Raw genomic sequence first — 23,175 nt, 5'->3', positions numbered from 1 at the left:
CGATGACCGACTAAAACAGTGTCAAGTCACTTCAATTCCAGTTCTTGTCGTGACTCTGTGGTCATGTATTTATAACTTTCGGGCCCTTACTTTCTTGCCTTTGAGCTTGCCCTCACGAAAATGGGCCATAGCCCGCTTAACGCTGCGCTGTTTAATCGCCACAAAAGCATGGGTCTCTGTGAGGTCTATTTTACCAATATCCACGCCAGGCACCTCGGCATCTTTGGTCAATGCACCTAAGATATCGCCTGCACGAATCTTCGCTTTTTTTCCGCCGTCCAAGCACAAGGTCACAAAAGCCGCTTCTTTAATGTTGTGATTTTTAAAAGGGATACGGCTGATATCGGCCCATTGGATTGGCTTTTGCTGATAGTTTTCGATGGCATTGGCCCGGGACACCTCCTCTGGTGAACACAGGGTCAGCGCCACACCGCTGGCCTCAGCTCGGCCGGTGCGACCGATACGATGAATATGCACCTCAGGATCGGGTGTCACATGGTAATTAATCACCGCACCGACGGCAGGGATATCCAAACCGCGAGCCGCCACATCGGTACCCACCAATACCCTTGCACTGCCATTGGCAAAACGCAGCAGCACCTGTTGACGCTCCCATTGCTCCAAATCGCCATGCAGGGCCAGCGCGCTGAAGCCTCGCTCAGCCAAACTGTCTGCCACCTGCTGACACTCGACCTTGCTGTTACAAAAGACCATGGCCGACTCTGGCTCAAAGTGAGTCAGTAAACTCATGCACGCATGCAGACGCTTATCATTAGCCACTTCATAGAAGAACTGGGTGATTTTCTCCTGACCATGCACTGCAGAGACTTCAACTTGTTCGGGCTGCTGTTGAATATCAGCGCTGATGGCTGCGATTTCTTTTGGGTAGGTGGCAGAAAACAACAGAGTTTGCCTGGATTTGGGCAACAACGCGATGACCGCAGCCATATCCTTGGCAAAGCCCATATCCAGCATACGATCGGCCTCATCCAACACCAGGCAGCCAACTCTGCTCACATCCAGGTTGCGGCGACCAAGATGATCCAGCACCCTTCCAGGCGTCCCTACCACAATTTGGGCACCATGTTTAAGGGAAGCCACCTGTGGGGCCATAGGCGTGCCACCATAAAGAGTCAGCACTTTGATATTGGCCAGATGACGAGCCAGGCGGCGAATTTCCGCCGCGACCTGTTCGGCCAGCTCTCGGGTGGGACAAAGCACCAAGGCTTGCGGACTCATATCCTGCACATTGATTTTATTGAGCAAACCAATGGCAAAAGCGGCTGTCTTACCACTGCCGGTGCTGGCCTTGCCCAGTACGTCACGCCCGGACAAGATCAGGGGAAGACTCGCGGCCTGTATCGGCGTCATTTGCAGGTAACCCAGACTGTTGAGGTTATCCAACATGGCTTCGGAAAGAGGGAGGGAGGAGAAATCAAGGCTCATGGGGATCTCTGCAAATCAAAAGGGCGCCTATTCTAAACCTAATTCCGTCACAAATCAGTGTTTGCCCTCTTGTAAAAATGCTACGTGTCCCTATCTTGTGGCTGCCTATTTCAATTCCCATGGAGTCATCATGGCATCGCAAGAACTCAGCCTTCCTATGCCGCAACATCGTTTGCAAATACTGGTAGAGCATCCGCTGTTTACACGCAGCATCATTGCTTTAATTTTGATTAACGCGGTCACCCTGGGTCTGGAAACCACCAGCCTGATGCGAAGCCATGGTACCTTGCTGCATACCCTGGATACCCTGATTCTCTGCGTATTTACCCTGGAACTGGTACTAAAGCTTATTTGTTATCGGAGCACCTTTTTCAAAGGCGGTTGGAATTGGTTTGATTTGATTATCGTCACGGCCTCTTGGTTACCGGCCAGCGGACCGCTGTCAGTGATGCGGGCATTTCGCATATTGCGGGTGCTACGGTTATTTTCCGTGGTGCCGCAGATGCGCCGGGTAATAGGTGCTTTGGGTCATTCGCTACCCGGTATGGCATCGGTAGTAGGGGTGCTGGGCATCATCTTTTATGTCTCTGCGGTGCTGGTCACCAAACTCTTTGGCAACCACCCTGATGCGAATATGCAGGAATGGTTTGGCAGTATCGGCGCCTCTGCCTATACCCTGTTTCAGGTGATGACGCTGGAAAGCTGGTCCATGGGTATTGTGCGTCCCACGATGGAGCTTTTCCCACTGTCATGGCTGTTTTTTGTGCCATTTATCATTATTACCAGCTTTGCAGTGCTGAACCTCTTTATCGGCATTATCGTCGATGCCATGCAAGTGATGCATGAGGAAGAGCAAAAAGACCTTCCTCAAGCGGCAAGCAAAGCGGATATCGATGCCTTAAAGAAACAACTGGATGAGGTGTTGGCGAAGCTTAATGGGAAATAGTCGCCGGAAAGTCTTCTGATAAGCGCCAGAAATTCATAGTGCCATCAGCAATATGCAGAGGTAGATGGTATTGGCGCTGATAATGAATTAACCAGGCATTGGCCAATTTTTGAAAAGCGGCACTGGCTTTATAAGCCTGTGCCGCTTTTTGCCACTGCTTAGCAAGTGATTCACTATCAGGCCCTTTTGATAAGACCAGGTAGGTGGCTACCTCTTCATGGACATAGATACTGGACAATTGGCTGCAGTCCAGGTTCATACGATGGCAATGAAAATCCAAGCCGGCGGCGGAATAGAAAATCGCCTCTATCTCCCCTTTTGCAAGGGCCTCAACAGCCTGTGGCCAATCGTCAAAACTAACCACATTGCTCAGTCCCGCTTGCTTCAATAACCGCTCACGAAAATCTTCACCCTGCACACCAATGGATGACAATTTCCCGGCCTGTTGCAGGCTGTCCATTCTGTCGCTTCTCGCTTGTGTGGTGAACAGCCCATGCATATTGCGGGTAATAGGTGTTATCCAGTGAAATTGCTCTTCCCGCTCAGGGGTTCTGACAACGGCAAAAGCGAGTAGATTGGGTTCTTGTTGCATCCGCTCCTGCACTGCCTCCCAGGGCAGCATTTGAATAGGAACATCACTGCCTGCCTGTTGCTGGATCTCCCTAGTCAGCTCCACTGCGTAGCCGGTGAGACCATCTTTACTGTCTTGATAAACAAATGGCTTATCAGCATGTGTGAGTACGGCGGCCACTCGCTGCTGGGCCTGGACACTGATGGTGGCCAGACACAAAAACAAGCCGAGGAGCCGTCCGCTGCAGATCATGATGACGGCTTCAACTTCCAGTTAACCGTTTGTCCTGCGAAGAAAGGCACAATGGGATTGCCATTTGGCAGGACAATTTGCTCGGGGATCTGCCAGGCTTCACGTACCAGGGTCACTGTGCCTTTGTTGCGGGGCAGACCGTAAAAATCCGCGCCATGGAAACTGGCAAAACCTTCCAGCTTATCCAGTATCCCCAGTTCCTCAAATACCTGTGCATACAACTCCAACGCACTCCAGGCACTATAGCAACCGGCACAGCCGCAGGCAGATTCCTTGCGGTGCTTCTCGTGAGGGGCCGAATCGGTGCCCAGGAAGAACTTACTTGAGCCGGTGCTAACCGCCGCTCGCAAGGCTTCCTGATGGGTGCGGCGCTTAAGCACAGGTAAACAGTAATTGTGGGGGCGTACACCACCAACCAATAAATCGTTCCGATTGAGCATCAAGTGCTGCGGTGTGATAGTTGCGCCTACTCTCTCAGATGCTTCATTCACAAACTGCACCGCATCGGCGGTGGTGATATGTTCAAATACCACTTTGAGTTCGGGGAACTTGGCGACAATCGACTGCAAGTGACGGTCAATAAACTCTTTTTCCCTATCAAAAATATCCACATCTTTGTCGGTCACTTCGCCATGCACCAGTAACAGCATCCCCTGCTTGGCCATTTCTTCAAAAATCGGATACAGGCTTTCAAGGGCTGATACCGCCGCATCGGAATTGGTGGTGGCGCCAGCTGGATAGAGCTTGGCGGCAACCGTGCCAGCGGCCTTGGCCTGGCGGATATCTTCCTTGGTAGTGCAGTTGGTTAGATACAGCGTCATCAGCGGTTCAAAGTCACTGCCTGTCGGTCTTGCATCGAGAATACGGGCGCGGTAATCGATGACCATCTGGGCGGTGGTTACAGGCGGCACCAGATTGGGCATACAGATGGCCCGCTTAAAACACCGCGCAGTGGCCGGCACGGTTTCCTTTAGCATGTCGCCATCGCGAAAATGCAGATGCCAGTCATCTGGGGTGGTGATAGTCAGTTCGGTCATAGCGGCCCCGGCAGGATTAAACTACAGCCTACATTATTGCAGAAATCCGGGGGCCACTGAATGGCTTTTTAGTCGATATGAAGGTTGAAACTCTCGAATTTGCCAACAATTACAACTCTCTGGTGGTGGTATTTTCCTGCCATCGATGGAGGACCATCACCGTCAGCGCGGGCAGCATGGTTAAGGTAACCAAGGTAGCACCGATGATGCCTGCCATCACTATCGCCCCCACGCCGCGATAAAGCTCACTGCCGACGCCGGGTAAAAACACCAACGGCGCCAACCCGAAGATAGTGGTAATGGAAGAAATAGCAATGGGACGCAAGCGTGACTGCACCGCTTCTTTAACTGCCTCTACCGCATCCATGGCCTGCTCTTTCACATTATCAATGGCCCGGTGCACTATCAGTATTGGGTTATTCACCACCGTGCCCATCAGTATCAAAAAGCCGAGCATAGAGATCATATCAAAGGGCTGATGCACACCTCCCAATCCCAGCCACGATAGCGTCTGCCCAACGCCGTTGAGCAGAGCCAAGCCGGCAATGCCACCGGCAACGCCAAGGGGAATACTGGTCATAATCAACAGGGGATAGCCCCAGTGGTTAAATATGGCCACCATCAGTAAGTAAACAATCACTAACGCAACTATGTAGTTGCTGCTCAGGCTCTCCCGCGTGGCATCGAGTTGATCGGCGGCACCGGAAATTCCCAGTTCTACACCAAGGGGAATATCACCGGCTTCGCGCATGGCCGCAACCACCTCTTCTTTGACCATGGCAACCCCCGTCTCCAGCGCAGTAGTGCGCGGCGGAATAATATTCAGGGTCACTGTGCGTCGCCCATCCACACGACGAATGGTGCTGGTATCGACAATCTCCCGCACATAGGCCAAGTCAGACAGGGGCAATACATCCCCGCTTGGCGTTTGCAGTAAAATGGCATTCAGGGTGCCGATATCCGCGCCTGGGCCCTGATTGTTGTAGAGATACATATCAATCTTGTCATCGCCCATAAAGAATTCACTGACAAAAGCCCCGTCGGTCAGGGCAGCCACCGCAAAGCCGATATCCTGAGCGCTCATGCCCACTTCTGCCAGTCTGTCCCAGTCAGGTTCAATTTGCAGAAGTGGTTGAGCCAAGGTCAGGCTGGAGGGATTTGACTGAATACTGGGGTTCTCAAATGCCTCCTTGGCCCGGTCATACGCCTTTCTGGCCACATTAAAAAGATCGGCAAGGTTAGGACCGGATATGTCCAGATTAACGCTACGGGTACCACCATCATTGCTGCTGATAATCGAGCCCCTGGCGGCAAAGGCTCGCATACCGGGATAGGACTCGTACTTTTGCACAATGGCTTGCATCAGTGCATCTATCTGACCCGGATCGATGGTTTGACTGATGATACGAAGACCATTGGGGGAAATGCCCATATTCAGATAGGCCATGGCCGGGACGGTTGTTTCGCCACGTGCAAAACGCTTCGGATCATCGCCCACGAACGGCATAAAGTAATCTGTCAGCTCCTGGCCAATCTGCTCCATAGTCTTTAAGTTGTAACCTGGCGGTGCGCTCATAAAGGCAAAGGTTTTTGGCTCTTCTCCTTCAGGCAGGTATTCCGCCGGTGGCGTTAAGAAATAGACAATGGCTGTGCTAATCAACACCGTGACTCCCACACAGGCAAAGCGACGTTTTGGTGTTTCGATCAGCCAGAACAACGCGGCCAATATGCTGCTTGCACGACTCGAATCTTTGTCAGACAGGCTACTGCCAAAAGAGAGCCTGGCGCTGGCAGTGGGAATAACGGTGATGGCAATCAACATGGAAACCAGGATGGCGGCAGAGATAGCAATGGCCACATCGGAATAAAGCTGCCCGGCCTCTTCCTGGATAAAAATCACCGGCAAAAACACCATCACCGTGGTCAAGGTGGATGCCAATACCGCCGGCCATACCTTTTGCACGCCGGCCACAGCGGCTTTTAATCTGTCCAGCCCCTTGCGCCTTTCCAGTTCGATACTTTCCAACACCACAATACTGTTATCCAGAGTCATGCCAATGGCAAAAGCGATTCCGGCCAGAGAAATAACATTGATGGTGCGCCCGGCCAGCAAAAGCCCCAAAAAGGCAGCAATGGTACAGATAGGGATCCCCACTACGCCTAGGGCTGTGGCCCGAAAAGAGCGTAAAAACAAAAACATCACCACAGTGGCGAGCAATGCACCCAGTGCCAGATTTTTCCAGACGTTGAAAACCGAATCCTCAACATACACCACATCATCGGCGGTCAGCTCCAGCACCATACCCCGAGGGCCGAGCAACTCGCTGTTTATCAGCGCCACTTCCTGCATCATGGCTTCTTTAATGGTAATCACATTGGAGCCGCTTTCCCGGCGCACGGATAAACTGATCACGGGCTTGCCATTAACCGAAGAAGCCTGACGGATTTTAAAGTGATCAAGGGTCACGGTGGCCACGTCTCCAAGGCGCACCAGACTGTCGCCCTCACGCACTAATATCAGTTTGCGGATATCCTCCAAGTCGCTGAATCGCCCAATAGTGCGCAGCAAGTAGCGCCGTTTGCCGCTTTCCACCTCACCGGCGGAAACATCGCGATTACGCGCATTGATGGCACTACGCACCTGATTCAGGGTCAACCCTTTGGCGGCGAGGCGCTCAGGATCGAGTCGGATTTGTATCTGGCGCTGTGCACCGCCACCGACATTCACCTCCGCTACCCCAGGCACCGATGACATACGGTTACGCACCTGGTCCTCGATATAATCCCGCATCATATCCATATCCAAATTGCGCGGATTGCCCTCAAGCGGAGAAACGCGAAAGTACATAAAGGCATTGGCCGAAAAGGAGGTGGCATAGACCCTGGGTTCATCCACATTAAGGGGATAAGAAGGCACCTGCGTGAGTGCGTTGTTTACCCGGATAAGGGTCTCGGTAATGTCCACGCCGAAGGGAAATTCCAGCTCTATCTCCGCCTGCCCCAAGCTGGCGCTGGCGGTTAATTGCTGTAAGTACGGAATATTCTGCAGGAACTCTTCCTGTTCAATAAGGATTTCTTTTTCGATATCCTGGGGTGTGGCGCCGGGCCAGCGGGTTTGCACTGTGATGGTGCGTACCTCGAGATCCGGGATCATCTGCACCGGGATACGCATGGCGGCAACGATGCCAAGCACTGCCACAATCAGGACAATAACGGTTACCAGGATGCCGTGTCGAACGATGCTGGCAAACATCGCTAACGCCCCTTTTCATAGGCCAGAAAGCGCACGGTTTTGCCCTCTCTGAGTGCTTCATTGCCTTTTACAACCACCAGTTCATTGGCTGCCAGACCGCTTGTTATCTCCACCCAGTCGCCAAAGCCCAAGCCAAGGTTTACCATTCGCTCAACCACCTCTGCGCTTTGCCCAAAGGATACATGTTTCTGGCTTACCCATACCGAAATACGTCCGTCTGGATAACGGATCAGCGCATCCCTGGGCACCACCACGTTTTCTCGCTTTAAATCCAGTTGCAGCACAGCATTGGAGGACATCCCAGGAATAAGAGAGGCAAGCTTGCTTCTTTGCATTTCCACGCGCAGCAAGAAGGTGCGTGCACTGCCGCTACTTAGCGGTACCCGACCAAGCGGCGTCTTTTCCAGCGTCAGGCCAGGTAATGCATCAAAACGAAGTTGTACTTTACTGTCGCCGCCAAGCAGGGGGTAAAATCGCTGGGGTACCTGAAAATCCACCCACAACCGTTCACGCCCCACCAGTTCGACTAATCCCTCTCCAGGCGCGACCCACTCACCAATATCCACAAGACGTCGGCTTATCACGCCATCAAAAGGAGCCCGAATAGTATGACGCGCCAGGCGCGCCTGTTGGTTTTGCACTTCCACTTCAGCTTCCTTTAGTCTGGCTGCATCAATGCCCATCTGCGCCATTCGGGCATCGACTTCACTTTGAGCGATACTTTTATCGCCGACCAACGCCTGGGCTTCGCGATACCGTCGCTGACTGTCTTGGTAGGTTTGACGAGCACTTTCTAATCGCGCCTTAGCTGCTTCAAGAGCAATTGAACTGAGCTCGGAATCAAGCATCAGCAAGGGCTGTCCAGCCTTTACCTCGTCGGTGGCATCTGCCAAGATCTTTTCCACCAATCCGGCGATTTGCGTCGATACCAAAGAAAGATGAGGTGAGGTCAATGTGCCGCTTAACGAGACCTCTTCAAAGATGGGTTGGGACTTGACCACCAGGGCTTCAACGCTGACATCCTCTGCCATACTTGGCGCCACCAGCGTTAGCCATAGGCTCATTGAGAGGCTGGCAGTTTTGCTACCAGCGAATGAAAAGTGCCACCCTCCGGCCTCGCAGTTCACATTTAGCTCCTTGTTATTATTCTGTTTTTTGCGACTTTAATGGTAGTCGGCAAATTCAATAAGGACAGCTGAACAGGTTCGAATAGGTACAAGGGTTGTGGAGAAAGGGATCAGTTGGTGAAGTCATCTATTAAGCCAGCGGCACTACCCAATGTAGCTTGCAAACAGCTTTTCAGAGTCTTTACCGCCTGTAGCAAGGTGCCCTCTTCGGCAGCTGAATATCCAAGCAACAATCCCTGACGATAAGGGGATGTGAAATAACAATTGGATAGGATGGGTAAATGCAGGCCTTTTCGGGCGGCGGCCTCTGCAAGCCTGCTGTCCCAGCATTGATTATCGTCAGGCATGGTTTGCCAGGGTTCATGCAAATAGGCGACTAAATGCATTCCTCCCCCCGGCTTTTCAAAGTTAAGCCAAGGTGATAGTTCGCTTAATTGCTCACACAACCAATCCCGGCGCTGCAAATAATGTCGACGCATACGCCGAAGGTGCACGGCGAACTCGCCGCTTGCCATAAACTCGCTCAATGCCGACTGCAGCCCTAACGAAACAGAGGATCCTAGCCGCGCCTGACTTTGTTCAAGCAGCTGCACCTTATCTGGCGGGGCCACAATAAATCCCAGGCGCAGACCTCTGAACATCACCTTGGAAAAGCTACCCACAAAAAACACATGGCGCTGTCCATCTTGTTGTATCAGCGGCAGGTGGGCACGTCCCTGATACAAGAACTCACAGTCATAGTCATCTTCCACCACCCACAGTTGGGCGCCTTTAGCCTCCTGGTTCGCGATAGTATTCAGCCATGCCTGCCGACGCACCGAACTCATAGGCATACCGAGTGGGTACTGACGCCCAGGCGTCAGCACCACTAACGCCTGCTGAAAGGGGATATCAGTTGGGGGTAGCGCGCCTTCTGCATCGACGGACAAGGGCAGCGGCGTTTTCCCAAGATGATGAAACAAAGATGTCATCTGCCGGTAGCAAGGATTTTCCAAATACAGTCCTTCCTGCTGTTTCAGCACGGCGTGACTGATAATCGTCAAAGCATCCCGATTACCGGCGGTTAGTAAAATTTGTCCGGGCTCACAGTCGATGCCGCGCAGGCTATTCAGATAGATCGCTATTTGCTGCTTCAGCGCGGGGTACCCAGCAACATAATCCCCTCTGAGCAGCACGGGATCGGGGGCCAACCAGCTGCGCCTGAGACTGTTGGCCCAGCGTTTGGCCGGAAACGCACAGACATCGGCGCCCGAGTCAAAGGCGTCTTCGGGGGGTGACACATTATTTTGTAAGAGATGCACCCTTGAGTCAGCAAAACGCCCCCCTGGCATTGGCGGCAATGCTCTGGCCACGAAGACGCCGCGCTTGGGCAAGCTTAGCAACAGACCTTCTGCCACCAGGTTGTCATAAGCCTTGAGACTGGTTGTGCGCGAAACGCCAAGGCTTTTTGCAAGCTCCCGGCTGGAAGGCAACTTGTCGCCCGCGTGCAAACGCCCACCTTGTATTAGTTGGCAAATCTGTTGTTGGATCTGCAGATAAATAGGCACTGCATTGTCTTCATCGACAGTGAGGCTGAGGCTGGCTGCGAGGCTCATCTGGTATGGTTATATTCTGCATTTCTGGATATTTTTATCATAACCAGTTCAATCTATTCTGTCGTCAACTTACTCGACGGATTTCTTCAATGTCTGAATGCCCCTCACCTCTGACACAGGTCAAACGCGGTAGAAAGCGTGCCTGCTATGACTTGGCTTTGGCCAATGACATCATTGACAACACATTGCTTTGCCATGTGGCGCAAAACGTCGATGGTCAACCCGTGGTCACCCCAACCTGTCACTGGCGCGACGGTGACAGGCTTTATTGGCACGGACATGCCAGAGCCCGCAATGTGTATGGGGTGGACCAGCAAGATGTTTGCATCAATATCTGTCAGTTAGACGCGTTGGTGCTGGCTCGCTCGGCTTTCCATCACTCGGTCAATTACCGCAGTGTCACTGTGTTTGGCAAGGCGCAACTGGTCAGCGAAGAGAGCGAAAAACGCCTGCAACTGCGCCGCTTTGTGGAAAGGGTTTCACCGGGACGATGGCCCACGCTGCGACCAATGACCGATAACGAGCTGATGATCACGGCCATGGCCTGGATCCCTATCAAAGAGGTCTCGGTGAAAGTGCGGTCTGCGCCACCAGTGGACGAAGAGCAGGACTATGAGTGGCCGGTTTGGGCGGGTGTTCTGCCCTTACAGCGGCAGTGGGCTGCGCCTTTGCCCGATCCCAGACTAGTCAATATGGAGAATTATCCTTTACCGCAAGCACCAAAAGGATTTTGATGATGCAAAGAAAACCGGCGATGGCTTCAGAGCAGATAACCGCCTTTATCCGCCGCTACCCCTTTGCCACTATGGTGGGTCCAAACTGGCACGTTAGCTACCTGCCCTTTATAGTGGAAGAAGGCAATACACCTTGTCTTTTAGGACATCTGGCCAAAAACAATCCTCATTGCCAGCGCCTTGAGGAAGAAGAACATTTAGTCCTCTTTCAGGGCCCCCATGCTTATATCTCGCCACAGTGGTATCAGAGTCAGCCAGCGGTGCCTACATGGAACTATGCCATGGTCAGGGCCAGGGGCCATGCCGAGCTGTTGGATAAGACCAGCATCCTGGACATGCTCACGCAACAGACCACGCAGATGGAGCCGGATATGGTAAATCAGGAGCAGATCATGCCAGAGGCTTACATTGAAAAGCTGGCTGAGGCGATAGTGGGATTTCGCCTGAGATTAAGCAGCCTGGAAGGCACGGAAAAGCTCGGGCTGCATCGCAGCCAGGCAGACCAGATGGGCGTTCAACATGCACTGGCCACACAACCCCAGTGGCAGACCGGTGCATTGCTTGACTATATGAATTGGCAGCAAAAATGGTTTAGATAAGGAGCAGCTATGTATGCAGTGATCTTCCGGGCAGAAGTAGGCGATCAAGATCAGGAATACAGCGATACGGCAGCTAAAATGCGGGAGTTAGCCATCAGCCAATATGGTTGCCTGGAATTTATTGCCGTCACCGAAGGCGATCAGGAGATTGCCATTTCCTACTGGCCCGATGAAGCGTCAATTTTGGCCTGGAAACAGGATGTACAGCATCGCCAGGCTCAGCAACAGGGACAAGCCCGTTGGTATAAAAGCTACCAGGTACAGGTGGTAAAAGTTAAAAGAGAATATTCATTTCCAAATGCTGGAGCTTGCCATGCTTGAATTGCGGCCTAATTGCGAATGCTGTGACAAGGATCTGCCACCCGAGGCAGAAGATGCAAGAATATGTAGTTACGAATGTACTTTCTGCACTGACTGTGTGGACAAGCTACTGTACAATGTCTGCCCCAACTGCGGCGGCGGCTTTGTGCCCAGGCCCATTAGGCCCAAGTTCGCCCACAGGCCAGGTATTAGCCTGACATTCCAGGGACCGTCAACGAAGCGCAGAATCCTGGATTGTAACAGCGCCAAGGTACAGTCTTTGGTCAGCAAGCTAAAGACCACCCCGCCCGCAGAGCGATAGGCCTATTATCATTCAGATTTGCTTTGCTGGCATATACCTCACAAGCAACAAAAGTAGCCGGCCAGTTTGACAAATCCTAGTCCGGCAAGAATATGGATAAGACCCGCATAACTCAGGCCTTTATTCCTATACCTAACAGGTGGATGAGCGACGCATCAACAGGGATTTAAACAGGAAAAGTTTAGGTGCATACGTTTGCAGCGCCTTGCCTCTGTCTGCCAAGGCTGATGATATAGCGTTTTATTTCCCAAGGATTGCAACCGTGGCGCCAGCAACTGGCTTTATCCCTCATCTGCATGCCTTTCGCGGCTTTGCCATATTGTGCATCATCGGCGCCCATGCCTGGTCTTTTATGATTTTCTGGACCGGTGGTCTTAAGCCTGGCGGCATTACCACCTTGTTTCACCTGACCGAAACCCTGTTCCACGACGCCACCTTGTTTTTTACCCTGATCTCCGGGTTGCTGTTCAGTCAAATACTATCGGGCAAGCCTTGGCATAGTTTTTTCATCAGCAAGGTAGTGAATGTCCTGCTTCCCTACTTGGTGATATCCCTGATATTGACCGGCATTTATTGGCCCTATGCGCTGGAATATGCGCAAGGGCAAGGAAAGGACATTGCCTTTCTGCCTGTCCTTGGCAGCAATTTACTGCTGGGTCAGGCTTCCATCCACCTTTGGTATATTCCGGTACTGATGGTGCTGTTTGCCCTAACCCCTTTGCTGGTATGGCTGCACAAACGCGTCCGTTGGGCGTTTTGGTTGTTTAGCTTGTCGCCACTGGTCATTTCCAGAAGCCCTTTCCCGGATTTTATCCAGTTACAGACCTTTGTCTTTTTTGCCGGTGCTTATGCCTTGGGAATGGGCATTGGTCTGCACTACCTAAAGGTGCAGCGCTATGTAACAAGATATTGGCTGTCGATGCTGCTTATTTGCTTGGCGATATCCGTTACCTTATTTCTGCTGTACCAATGGGAGTACCCAACTGGCGGCCTGTTTTCTGTGTATCAGACGCTGTTCTATGGGCAAAAGGCATTGGCCGCCCTGCTGGTCCTGGCGCTGTTTTGCCGCGTTGAAGCACGCTTGCCACAATGGCTGATGACCCTTGGCACCTACTCCTTCGCCATCTACTTTTTGCATGTGACCTTTATCGGCTTTGTGATTATGGCTTCAGCAGACTGGTACAGTAGTCACCGGGAAGGCGCCTGGACCTTAGTATTGGGTAGCGCGAACCTGCTAGCGGGCATATTGGGCAGTATACTGCTGGCCAAAATTCTGCAAAAACTCCTTGGGCGGCATTCGCGCAAGCTTATCGGCGTTTAGCACCATTCCCCAGGCGACACCTAAGACAACCTCTACATGTCCCAATGCAGTGTACCAACTGTAAATTTGCACCGAGTTTAACAACCCGACCACCCTTTTTGCTGATGCTCCCAACCATCACCACTAACGCTATGCAGACATCTCTGCAACTTTTCGCCGGCCTGCTGTTAGTAAGGTGGTGGGTCGGCACTTTTTAAGGAAATTAACGATGAAAAACCTTGTACATCTTTCTCTGCTGTCCGCGCTACTGAACATAGGATCAGTATGGGCCGACCAGACCACTGAATTTGTATCGGGCATTAATACCCTGACCCATACAACATCGGGCCAGGTGCAAGAATTTGTGGGCAATGGGTTTTTGCTAAGTTACAAGGACATGCTCTACGGCGTTACCGTCAAACACAGCCTGTTTGAAGTAAAGTTGCCGGCACCGAAAAGTACCGATATTGCCCCCCATATTGAGAGTTGGGTGCTATCACCCAGATCCATGCCAACAAAAAGCGTGAAATTTGGGCAATTGCTTAATGCCGATGCCAATGAAGTGCTGGATATGAAGACGCTGGAAAAAGACTATTTGCTGTTTTCCATTAACGGACCGGCCGAAGCCTTGCGACCATTGACGCTGCGTGAGACACCGGTGGAAATTGGCGAAGAACTGACGGCCATCGGCTGTACCTATCTTTCTGCCGAAGATTGCCAGAATGACCGCTACACCGGCACTTTTAAAGGCTATTCTGAGCATAATCTACGCATTCACTTTGACGGTGTGGATATGAGCAAACTCAGGGGACTAAGTGGATCGCCGGTGTTAGATAAACAAGGCAAAGTCGTGGGCATCGTTTCCAATGTCCTGCCTGCAGAAGACGGTGAGGGCATGGACTTTGCCCCGGCAAGACTGGATTACTTGCTAAATATCCTGTCTGCACGGGGCTAGGCGACGCCTTAAGCTGCAGATCACATTGTTGGTCTTTGGCTTGGCAGTGTGGTCGGCCACAGGGACAATCATTTCCCCGTGGCTGACCAATATCCCCCGCATTGGGGTTACCCCCGCCAGCCCTTTGGGGAGGGAAAAACCTTAAAATATGGCACTTGATTCACAAGCGCCATTGATTATTTTGTCTGTTGATGTCCAGCCACAAAATGCCCGGATCTATCAGCAGATATGCCGGTTTCTGCGACACAGTCACCTCAATTGTTGACTCTCCGGGCGCTAGCTTCAGCGCCTGGACATAGATTTCAGTACCCTGCTCATCGCGCACACTCAAGTTGGTTAAGGCTTCTTGGTTAAGCTTGATGTGCTGTTCGGAGGCATTGCTCATCCAGCCTTGATTAACAAGGTCAATATGCAGGGTAAACCCGGCTTTGGATTCAACCATCTCTGCCGAATCTATTGAAAAATCAAACCATTGTCGTTGCTCAAGCAATGCATGAATCTCTTGCTTATGTTGTGGTGGAGTAATGCTATAAATCTGTGCCAGCAACGCCTTGGAAGTAGGGTAATCGCTGATTTTATGCCGGTGTTGCACAAAAAATTCAGCCAGCGCCATGTTCAGTTTTTCTTCCCCCAGCAAACTGACTATGCGTTCCAGTACTATCGCGCCCTTATGGTAAGCAACATGATCCTGCTGAGACCGGAACAGGGGGTGCTCAGACTCCACATGACCCCGGGATGAAAAATACTGGTCGAGCTCATAACCTCTGAGGTCAACCACCGCATCTTCACCAAAAGTCCGCTGTACCACTCTCATTGCCCCATATTGGGCAAGGGTTTCGGTGAGCAGTCTGGCCCCCTGGGTGTTGGCTGCTATCACCTGATTTGCCCACCACTGATGCGCTATCTCATGTGCCAGAGTAAAGAACATTCTGCTGCTCTTCTGCTTGCTGGGTATTGCTTCATCAAAGCCATGATTCTCGGCCATGGTGATCACACCCGGCAGGGACATGGCATTGGCCTGATAGCCGGGCACTTCCACCACAGAAAGTGAAGCATGGGGATAGCTTCCCCACTGTTCCGTGTAATATTGCATTGAAGCTGTCATGGCGTTCAGCATTGCATCCACATTGGTGCCATGATCCTCGTGAAAATACACTGCCAGCTCAACGCCCTGCCAAATGCGGCTGGCTTTCTGATAGTCACCGGACAACACCGGGAACATCATGCCGATAGGATGCGATGAAAGAAATTCAAAATGGGCTCTGCCATTGGCTTCCCATGTGTTGATGAGCTCACCTGAACTGACTACACGCTGATTGGGCTCAGTAGAAATAACGGCATGATAATTCAGCCTTCCCAGATTACCCAGGTAGGTGCTGGCCTGTGCAGCTTTATCATCCAAATCTGGCAGCGGCGGAAGTGGCCCAAGACCATGGCGCTGACGAAGATGCTTGTCATGGATGCGCTCTGCGTTAAAAAAGCCAAGACTGGGTAGCAGGTCAAACGGGGTTAAAAATGTGCCGTTGTTCACTAACCTCGTTGACTCCCCATGGTTTTTAAAGCCGTCCCGCAACCACTGGGTGGTGAAATGCAATGCCACCTGATGATTGGCGTCAATGGCATTATCAAACTCAAACAAATAGTAGCCAAGCGTTGGCGTTGCGCTGGACGGTACTTTGCCATCAATGGTTAACGCCTGCAGCTTCAGTGCTGGGTTAACCCTTACCAAAAGAGAGTTAACGGATTCAGCTGATACGTTGCTAATGTGCAGAACGCCGCGCGCTTTTGCTTCTTGGCTTGACGGGTACAAGTCAATGGCAATATCGGCATCGGTTACTTGCAAGCCAACGCTATGCTGACTGCTTGCAAAGAGTCTCTCTGCCTGGGCCCTGTTGGCTAACAAAGCATCAGTATGCGAGTACTGATTTAATATATTGGTATTGAAATAGATGTAGGTCCCCGTGGCCAGCATCAGCACAAAGCAACTTATCGAAACCGGGTTGACCCCAGCAAAGAATTTTCGCTTGGCAAAGCGCCATTGCGGCTCATTGCCTCTGGGATAAAAGGGCAGAAAAACCCTGAACAGCACCGCCAATGCTAAGAACCAAAAAACGGCAAACCATCCTTGTGCCTGCAGGTAGGGATGAAATCCATTGAGCCCGGTATAAACGGCAGTTGGAATAGAAAAGTCCAGCAAATGATGCTCCACCCCCAGCTCACCGGCATACTGTTGTAATAAAATAAGGCCTGTGGTTATCACCATGGCCAGATATTTATTGGGCAGCAATGTCGCCACCAGAACTGATAATCCTGCTAGCAGGTAGAGATTGACTCCCCGGTTTACCAACACCCCATAGCCAAATGCCAGCAGATCAACAGGGCCCTCGCCGTGCAGCAGTTGCACACAAAGTGCAACTACAATGGACACCAGTAAGGCTATCAAAAGCATACTTACCAAAACGGCATAATGCCCCAATAGCCTGACAGCATTGACTAGTGGCTGAACATCCAATAATGCGTCGAAGCCGCTGTCTTTGCTGCGATGGACCAAAGCGGCACCAAAATAGATAATGATCAGATAGGCAGAGAAAACGAAAGATTCGTTGATTCTGGCCAGCATGAATTGCGTTGTCGGCCGGTGGGCCACTCCATCCACGCCAAGCAGATGGGCATTGGTGCCCAGCAACAGATTGAGACAAAAAACCACTATCAGACCAATATAAACCAAGCTGCTCGCGCTGCTGCGCAGTTCAAAGCAGTAAAAATGAAACAGCCAGCCCATGATCGGTCGTTTTAGCTGCTGTAATGGCGGCCTGGCGCCATCAAAACGCTGAAAACGCACAGACTTTTTGGGCCGCTGGATGTTTGGCATTCTGGGCTTGAAACAAATGAAGGAGCTGGCCATCAGTACCGCGCCGACCAGTAGCCAAAGCCCCCGGTTTAAAGCCAAGGGGCCTGTCATTTCAAACAACTCAAGGTTGCGCTGTTCGAGGCTCCAATATCTGGTCATATCCAGAAAGGCGAAAATACCTATGGTATCCAACGGCGCTACCAGATCCTTAGTGTCGGCGCTGTACACCGATTGCCAGATAGGAAACATAGCCGTCACCAGCAGCACCACAAAATAGGTGGCGGAAAGACTGCTTGTCAGCCTTGCCACCAAGAAATACAAGCTGGTAGCGAATAACAGGGATGGCAGGGCGAGGAACAACCATGCCTTAACATAATACTCAGGGTGAAAGTCACCCAGCCTGCCTGGCTCAGCAAAAGGCCCGAACTCGGCAAGCAGCAGACCCAGCAATACGCCACAAAACATGATGTTTGCCGCCAGCAGCGCCCCCAGATAACGCGCGGTAAAGAGCTGGCGACGTGACACCGCCTTGGTAAACACCAGTTCATCCATTCTCACGCTATGGTCTTTCAGCGCCGCATTGGCGGCGAGCATGGGGATGAAAAAGCCGGCAAGAGCGGCAAACATCAGCACATTGACGGCAATGGCATAGGGTGAATTGATATTGACCTGATCGCCGGCGCCAAAATCGATATTGCCCACACTGGCAAGAAAGACCAAGCCCCCGAGAACGACGAATCCCGCCCACAGCGAAGCCTGTCTTAATTGCCAATGCAGTTCAAAGCGAATAAGAGAAGTGAGCATCATTATTCCTTATGAAGAGGGCTGCAACAGCTGGTGTTGGGCCAAGACGGTAAAATAGATGTCCTCCAGAGCAGGAGGCACTTGCTTGGCCTGAGGGGCAGGTGAATGCTGGCCGTAAAATCGCAGTTCAAACTGTCCTCGTTTGAGCTGCTTGGAGATCAGGCGGGGGTGCTCTTCAAAAAGTGCAACCTCTTCACGGCTTAGGATCAGTTGCCAGATGGTGGTCGCGTTGGGGTCAGTCAGGGTATCGATATCGCCTTGGGCCATGACTTTGCCGTTGGCGAGGATGGCAATCTGATCACAAAGGTCGGCCACATCTTCCACGATGTGGGTAGACAGGATAACAATGGCCTGCTGTCCCAACTCCGCGAGCAGGTTATGAAACCGGTTTCGCTCCAGTGGATCCAAACCGGCGGTAGGTTCGTCTACCACAATCAATTCCGGCTGTGCCAACAATGCCTGGGCAATACCAAAACGCTGCTTCATTCCCCCGGAGAACTCGGCAACCTGGTCATGCCGCCGCTCCCACAGGTTGACCATATCCAGCAGCGCTTCCACTTCCATTTTGCGGATTTTACTGTCCACAATTCCTTTAAGCAGTGCCAGATGATCCAACAGCCGCAGGGCGGAAATGCCCCGATACACACCAAATTGCTGGGGTAAATAGCCCAGTAAATGCCGCACTTGTTGGTCGTTGCCCTGCCATTGCAAGGTTTCGCCAGATCCTACCCGCATGGAAATACTACCACTGTCAGGTTGCTGCAACGTGGCAAGGGTGCGCATAAGCGATGATTTGCCGGCCCCATTGGGGCCGAGCAAGCCGAACAATCCTTGCTCAATCTGTAAACTGACGTGATTTAGGGCCAAAACACCACCGCTGTAGGTCTTACTGACTTCATGAAGCTGAAGCATGGCTATCTCCCTATTGAATCAGAGTGCCAAGGTAATGAAGTGCCTGAATAAATCTTGAATTGCCGTTGAAATAAACTTCAAAGAAAAATCAAATTCTTTATTTTCAATGATTTAGAAAATGTATCGAATCATCAGAAGGTAGGGGCTAGGTTCTTGTGACAAGGGGGGAATGGTTTGGTTTTGATGAGCCAAGCGGATCTGCATTAGCCGGGATTGAAGATCATCCTGCCATTTATCATTCAATATGCGCTTTAGTTTTTCGATGCTCTGCAATGCGCCATCAAAGTTACCCTCTTGCAGTTGGCAGCGGGTCAGATAATGCAACACCAATGGAGAATCAGGCATCAATGTCTCGGCCTTTGCCAGTTGCGTAATACACTGTTGCCACTGACTCTGGCGTAAGAAGATAAATGCCTTGCCAACGGCACTTAACCAAGCAGCGGTTGACTGCTGATCCTCCAGAGCTTGCAGTTGCATCTGCACTAACCATTCTGATGCGCGCTCATAGTCCTCTTGCTCAGCGGCAATGGTGGAAAGCAGGAGATAACTTAGGGGGATGCGCTCAGGCATGCCGCCTTGCATAAATGCGTCCACAGCAAGCTGCAACTGCTGCTGGGCCAATGACAGCATTGCCCCATCGTAAACGTCTCCACGTCTGGAGCCGGTATCCAGATAGGCAAAGCCAAGGTAAAAACGATCCTGCGCAACATCTGACATGGCGCCCATTTGGTTATGAAGCGCCAGTGCGGCCGAAGCATGCTGTTGTGCCTGTTGCGGTTCAAACATCTGCAAATACAGCCAGGCAAGTGACCTTAAGGTGTCAGCTTCGCCCAGCAAGTCACCCATCTGCCGATAACCGCCAAGCGCGGCGTGGTGATAATCAATTCGCTCCTTTATCGGCAATTCGCCTTTACTGCCCAAGGCGTGCAGGGTAGCGACTTCCCCGGCTTTCTGCTGCCAGCGGCGGAAATAGACCATGGCGCTTTGCAGATCACTGATAATGTCAGGGCCGGAAATGCCGGGACTGTCCAGCTTGGCGTAGTTAAGCAACCCTTGGTAGAGCAACCCGGCGTTCTGCCCTTCAGCATTAAGAGTCTTCACTTGTTGCAAAAGACGCTGCTCCTCTTGCCAACGCCCTTGTCTACCGCGCAGTTCTCCCAACGCCCACAGGCATTCAGAAAGCAGCATATTATTACCGGACAGCTCTGCTGCCGCCTTCACGCTGCCAAGGCGATGCTCTGCAGCCTGAAATTTTCCTTGGCGAATTTCCATACGGGCCCGCAGGATCTGCCCGGATAAATAGTCCTCATCATCAGCGGGTAGCGCCGACAACGAATTAAGATACGTCAGACTATCGTGCCACTGCCCCATTCTGAATAAGGTCTTGGCTATCATAAGAGTTGCCTGAGAAAACTGTGGTTGACGGATCAACGCCGCCTCAAAATAGCCTTTGGCCAGGTTCAGGCTTTCACTGTTGTAAGCGAAGACACCTTTGGCCAAATCCTGTGTTGCTTCAGCGTCTTTAGGGGGGGCTGAAGTAAGCAATATGCTGGGGTCTTGCAGGACGTTTCGCAGGATATGCACAGCGAACTTGGCCAAATCTGCAGGCAGTTCTGGAAAGTGAATGACCCCCTCCCCGGAGAGCTGATCGTGCCGGTTTGCAGACCAAAAGTAATATAGGCGATATCCTTGTTCAGCCCCTTCCAATCGCATTTGCACTAGCGCATCAGCCTCAAGCACCTGCAGCATATCGCCAACATTGCTTGTGGAGATGGGATGCAAGTCTGTATTTCGCAGCGCTTTGTTTGGCAGATGGTATGAATCCATTACCTGGACCGATTCAGAGCGAGCCACCTCCTGTGCCAACCAACGACTGAATCCTAAGCGCACCCAATCCAGCTGCTGGTCTCCGGTGGCATTGATGGTCGGCAATATGGCCAATCTAAGTTGATCGGCCTGACTAACTGGCTTGTCTTGCGCTGGGCGAAAAACAATGACAGCCCATAGACCGAATAACAGCAGGCAAAGCAGTGCTGCTCTAAACCAAAGACTGACAGGGTGGCGCGAAGCGGTTAGCGTCTGTACTGGGCTGTTTCTTTCGATGTCACTGGCGTCGACCTCGACCAACCACCGAAACCCTCGCTTGGGCAAGGTTTGAATAAACAGAGGGGCTTTGGGATTGTCGCCAAGCACCACCCGCAGATCTCTAATGCTCTGTGACAAGGTATGCTCGGTAACATGGGTATGGGGCCAAAGTTGTTCAAAGAGCAGCTGCTTGGTGACAATTTGCCCCTGACTTTGCAATAGAATTGTCAGCAATTCAGCGGTTTTCGGGCGCAACCTGACTTGCCCCTCAGGTCCCTTCAATATGCCATCGTCGGGAGAAAACGCAAACTGTCTGAAACGAAAAATGATCAAATTGAAGGCGCTGAATAGGTCTTTAGGTGATTCTAATCCAGCCCAAAGCATATTCGAAGAGCGGCCAGTCAAATCAATAAAAGAAAACACGGCATGGGGAAGGTGGTTTTGAGGATAACGACATGCTCCGTAGAAAGCCATGCAGCTTCATCTCCTAAGCCAGTTGAGCCTGGCCAAGAGCCTGCTATAACTATTTATGGCTCACTATTAGTGCAGTCTAATAACGAAGAAGCTCTTTGGAGGTTCATATGTCATATGTAGATTGTGCCCATTTACCAGACTACATTCAGGACGACTTACCACCTGAGGGACAGGAACTCTATCGTGTGGCTTTCAACCTGGCCTGGGACAAATATGAAGATGAGGAAAAAAGAGATAAGGACTACACAAGGGAAGAACTGTCCCATATGGCCGCCTGGCGGGAAATAAAAGACCACTACCGCCAGCGCGAAAACGGTAAGTGGGTAAAAAAGTAACACTTATCGCCCCCTCAAATAGAGGAATAGTACCGTTATGCATAGACTTTTTGTGTACGGTAGTCTGCGTCAGGGCCAGGCCAATGAACATGTGCTGAGCCACTTGCGAGGTAGCTGGCAACCGGCCAAAGTTCAGGGCCAATTAGTGGAATTGCGTTTTGGCAGGGATATCGTCTTTCCTGGCCTGATCCTTAACCCCAACGGACAAACGGTAAAAGGTGAGCTTTTCAGTTCAGAACGTCTCATTCAATACTGGCCAGCACTGGATAAGTTTGAAGGCAGTAGCTACCAACGAGTAGAAACCAGTGTGCAGCTTCTGACGGGAAATACCGTCAGCGCTTTTGTTTATGTAATCCGCGATTAGCTCATCTTGGGGTAGTCGATAATCATCAATTCCGGTCCCAATTTGTTCCATTGCATTGGCGACTTCCTATTCTTGAGCCATCGAAGATGATTCAAAGACATTTCAGCATAAACTTTTGGGAATGAGGCCAGACTTCCTGTTCAGGTTTATCGAATTGCAAAAACTCCACTAAGTCTCGCCCCTCCAACACAAAGGCGACTGTTACACCCTCGGCGGGACTACTGGGAGCCAGCACCAATTCTCGTCCACGGATAGCGGCCGCCAGGTCATCAACCACAAAAGCAATATGGGGTTGAGTCTGGATGATGTCGGGCAACTCGCAGTCCTCATCAAACTCCATCCATTCGACTGCATAGGGGGAGTCGAAATAACCGACGGCTTTCATCTGTTGCTGGGCGTTATAGCTCTCTGCCGGCAGGCCACATTTGACGGGAATGCCTACATGATGAAAAATGAGGTTCTGGTAATGGGGAAGGCGCTTATGATCGTCAGTGATGTTCTGTTCAGACATTTTTAAATTTCCCCTCCCTGGCCCGCTACTCTGCTTGGCAAGTGGTAGCCAATGGTTTCTTTCTGACCCAGCTAGAATACATCATCTGGGAGAAGGGTACAGCTAACCAAGCCTGTAGACACAAGGCAGGATAAACGCTTTGCATTCACTGATGCTTGGATTTTTTCAAGTTCCTCAGGGAAAAATTGTCCGCGCTCAATCATGTGCACTAGCGCCTCGGTATGACCGGTAAATACTGTGTCTCCCTACCCAAAGTGCAGACCTTAAGATCCTCACCTCACCATTATTAATCAGCATGACTTTCCCATGGTCATCAAGCAGCTGCAATCATGGCAAACTGTGAAAAGCCCATGACAACCGTCCTGAGAAGCCACAAAAAATTATTGAAAGTCCTTGCACCAG

General features: G+C 51.4%; 19 protein-coding genes. 9 read left to right on the top strand and 10 right to left on the bottom strand.

Features of this window, described 5'->3' with window-relative positions; translation table 11 throughout:
- Positions 1-69: 69 nt before the first annotated feature.
- Complete coding sequence (gene dbpA / locus P2G88_RS00595) at positions 70-1,446, bottom strand: ATP-dependent RNA helicase DbpA (protein WP_275793635.1); 1,377 nt, start codon at positions 1,444-1,446, stop codon at positions 70-72.
- A 130-nt stretch (positions 1,447-1,576) separates the two neighbouring features.
- Here dbpA and P2G88_RS00590 point away from each other — a divergent pair, with 130 nt between their 5' ends.
- Positions 1,577-2,392 (top strand): ion transporter, encoded by an 816-nt coding sequence (locus P2G88_RS00590; protein WP_275793634.1) that lies wholly within the window; start codon positions 1,577-1,579, stop codon positions 2,390-2,392.
- On the opposite strand, the gene P2G88_RS00585 is transcribed toward P2G88_RS00590, so the two are convergent.
- The 5 genes from P2G88_RS00585 to P2G88_RS00565 all read right to left on the bottom strand — a co-directional run bounded on the left by P2G88_RS00585 (position 2,379) and on the right by P2G88_RS00565 (position 10,227).
- On the bottom strand, positions 2,379-3,215 hold the full coding sequence (locus P2G88_RS00585) for a transporter substrate-binding domain-containing protein (RefSeq protein WP_275793633.1): 837 nt from the start codon (positions 3,213-3,215) through the stop codon (positions 2,379-2,381). The genes P2G88_RS00590 and P2G88_RS00585 overlap by 14 nt on opposite strands.
- Positions 3,212-4,252: a dihydroorotase gene (gene pyrC / locus P2G88_RS00580; protein WP_275793632.1), complete on the bottom strand. Its 1,041-nt coding sequence runs from the start codon at positions 4,250-4,252 to the stop codon at positions 3,212-3,214. The genes P2G88_RS00585 and pyrC overlap by 4 nt, the downstream gene beginning before the upstream one ends.
- A 109-nt stretch (positions 4,253-4,361) precedes the next feature.
- Complete coding sequence (locus tag P2G88_RS00575) at positions 4,362-7,505, bottom strand: efflux RND transporter permease subunit (protein WP_275793631.1); 3,144 nt, start codon at positions 7,503-7,505, stop codon at positions 4,362-4,364.
- 2 nt (positions 7,506-7,507) lie between these two features.
- Complete coding sequence (locus P2G88_RS00570) at positions 7,508-8,569, bottom strand: efflux RND transporter periplasmic adaptor subunit (protein ID WP_275793630.1); 1,062 nt, start codon at positions 8,567-8,569, stop codon at positions 7,508-7,510.
- A gap of 173 nt (positions 8,570-8,742) precedes the next feature.
- Complete coding sequence (locus P2G88_RS00565; RefSeq protein ID WP_275793629.1) at positions 8,743-10,227, bottom strand: PLP-dependent aminotransferase family protein; 1,485 nt, start codon at positions 10,225-10,227, stop codon at positions 8,743-8,745.
- A gap of 89 nt (positions 10,228-10,316) precedes the next feature.
- Between P2G88_RS00565 and P2G88_RS00560 the strand changes: the two genes are divergently transcribed.
- The 6 genes from P2G88_RS00560 (at position 10,317) to P2G88_RS00535 (ending at position 14,437) form a co-directional block, all read left to right on the top strand.
- Positions 10,317-10,961 carry a pyridoxamine 5'-phosphate oxidase family protein gene (locus P2G88_RS00560; RefSeq protein ID WP_275793628.1) on the top strand — a complete coding sequence of 215 codons (645 nt, stop codon included), beginning with the start codon at positions 10,317-10,319 and terminating at the stop codon, positions 10,959-10,961.
- Entirely contained in the window at positions 10,961-11,560 is a 600-nt protein-coding gene (locus P2G88_RS00555; protein ID WP_275793627.1) for an FMN-binding negative transcriptional regulator, read from the top strand. Before P2G88_RS00560 ends, P2G88_RS00555 begins: the two co-directional genes overlap by 1 nt.
- Before the next feature lie 9 nt (positions 11,561-11,569).
- Entirely contained in the window at positions 11,570-11,881 is a 312-nt protein-coding gene (locus P2G88_RS00550) for an antibiotic biosynthesis monooxygenase (protein WP_275793626.1), read from the top strand.
- On the top strand, positions 11,859-12,182 hold the full coding sequence (locus P2G88_RS00545) for a DUF1272 domain-containing protein (RefSeq protein ID WP_345798864.1): 324 nt from the start codon (positions 11,859-11,861) through the stop codon (positions 12,180-12,182). Before P2G88_RS00550 ends, P2G88_RS00545 begins: the two co-directional genes overlap by 23 nt.
- Positions 12,183-12,444: 262 nt before the next feature.
- Positions 12,445-13,503, top strand: coding sequence for an acyltransferase (locus P2G88_RS00540; protein WP_275793624.1), 1,059 nt, complete (start codon positions 12,445-12,447; stop codon positions 13,501-13,503).
- 208 nt (positions 13,504-13,711) lie between these two features.
- A complete protein-coding gene (locus tag P2G88_RS00535) occupies positions 13,712-14,437 on the top strand; it encodes a serine protease (RefSeq protein WP_275793623.1) in 726 nt (241 codons plus the stop codon).
- 160 nt (positions 14,438-14,597) lie between these two features.
- On the opposite strand, the gene P2G88_RS00530 is transcribed toward P2G88_RS00535, so the two are convergent.
- From P2G88_RS00530 to P2G88_RS00520, 3 genes are all read right to left on the bottom strand, one after another.
- Positions 14,598-18,092, bottom strand: a complete 3,495-nt coding sequence (locus P2G88_RS00530) for a M1 family aminopeptidase (RefSeq protein ID WP_275793621.1) — start codon at positions 18,090-18,092, stop codon at positions 14,598-14,600.
- Between the two features lie 9 nt (positions 18,093-18,101).
- Positions 18,102-19,004 (bottom strand): ATP-binding cassette domain-containing protein, encoded by a 903-nt coding sequence (locus P2G88_RS00525; RefSeq protein WP_275793620.1) that lies wholly within the window; start codon positions 19,002-19,004, stop codon positions 18,102-18,104.
- Positions 19,005-19,115: 111 nt separating this feature from the next.
- The gene (locus tag P2G88_RS00520) at positions 19,116-21,563 is read right to left on the bottom strand and encodes a winged helix-turn-helix domain-containing protein (protein ID WP_275793617.1); all 2,448 of its coding nucleotides are present in this window, start codon (positions 21,561-21,563) and stop codon (positions 19,116-19,118) included.
- A 107-nt stretch (positions 21,564-21,670) separates the two neighbouring features.
- Between P2G88_RS00520 and P2G88_RS00515 the strand changes: the two genes are divergently transcribed.
- Both P2G88_RS00515 and P2G88_RS00510 read left to right on the top strand, forming a co-directional pair.
- The gene (locus tag P2G88_RS00515; protein WP_275793616.1) at positions 21,671-21,898 is read left to right on the top strand and encodes a ChaB family protein; all 228 of its coding nucleotides are present in this window, start codon (positions 21,671-21,673) and stop codon (positions 21,896-21,898) included.
- A gap of 37 nt (positions 21,899-21,935) precedes the next feature.
- Entirely contained in the window at positions 21,936-22,262 is a 327-nt protein-coding gene (locus tag P2G88_RS00510; RefSeq protein ID WP_275793615.1) for a gamma-glutamylcyclotransferase family protein, read from the top strand.
- A gap of 91 nt (positions 22,263-22,353) precedes the next feature.
- Here the strand turns inward: P2G88_RS00510 and P2G88_RS00505 are convergent, their stop codons facing one another.
- Entirely contained in the window at positions 22,354-22,773 is a 420-nt protein-coding gene (locus P2G88_RS00505) for a hypothetical protein (protein ID WP_275793614.1), read from the bottom strand.
- Between the last annotated feature and the right edge of the window lie 402 nt (positions 22,774-23,175).

The organism is Aliiglaciecola sp. CAU 1673, from assembly GCF_029223185.1.
In the GTDB taxonomy this organism is placed as follows: domain Bacteria; phylum Pseudomonadota; class Gammaproteobacteria; order Enterobacterales; family Alteromonadaceae; genus Bowmanella.
The sequence above is the reverse complement of the archived record's forward strand: the minus strand, read 5'-3'. Positions and strand labels throughout refer to the sequence as shown.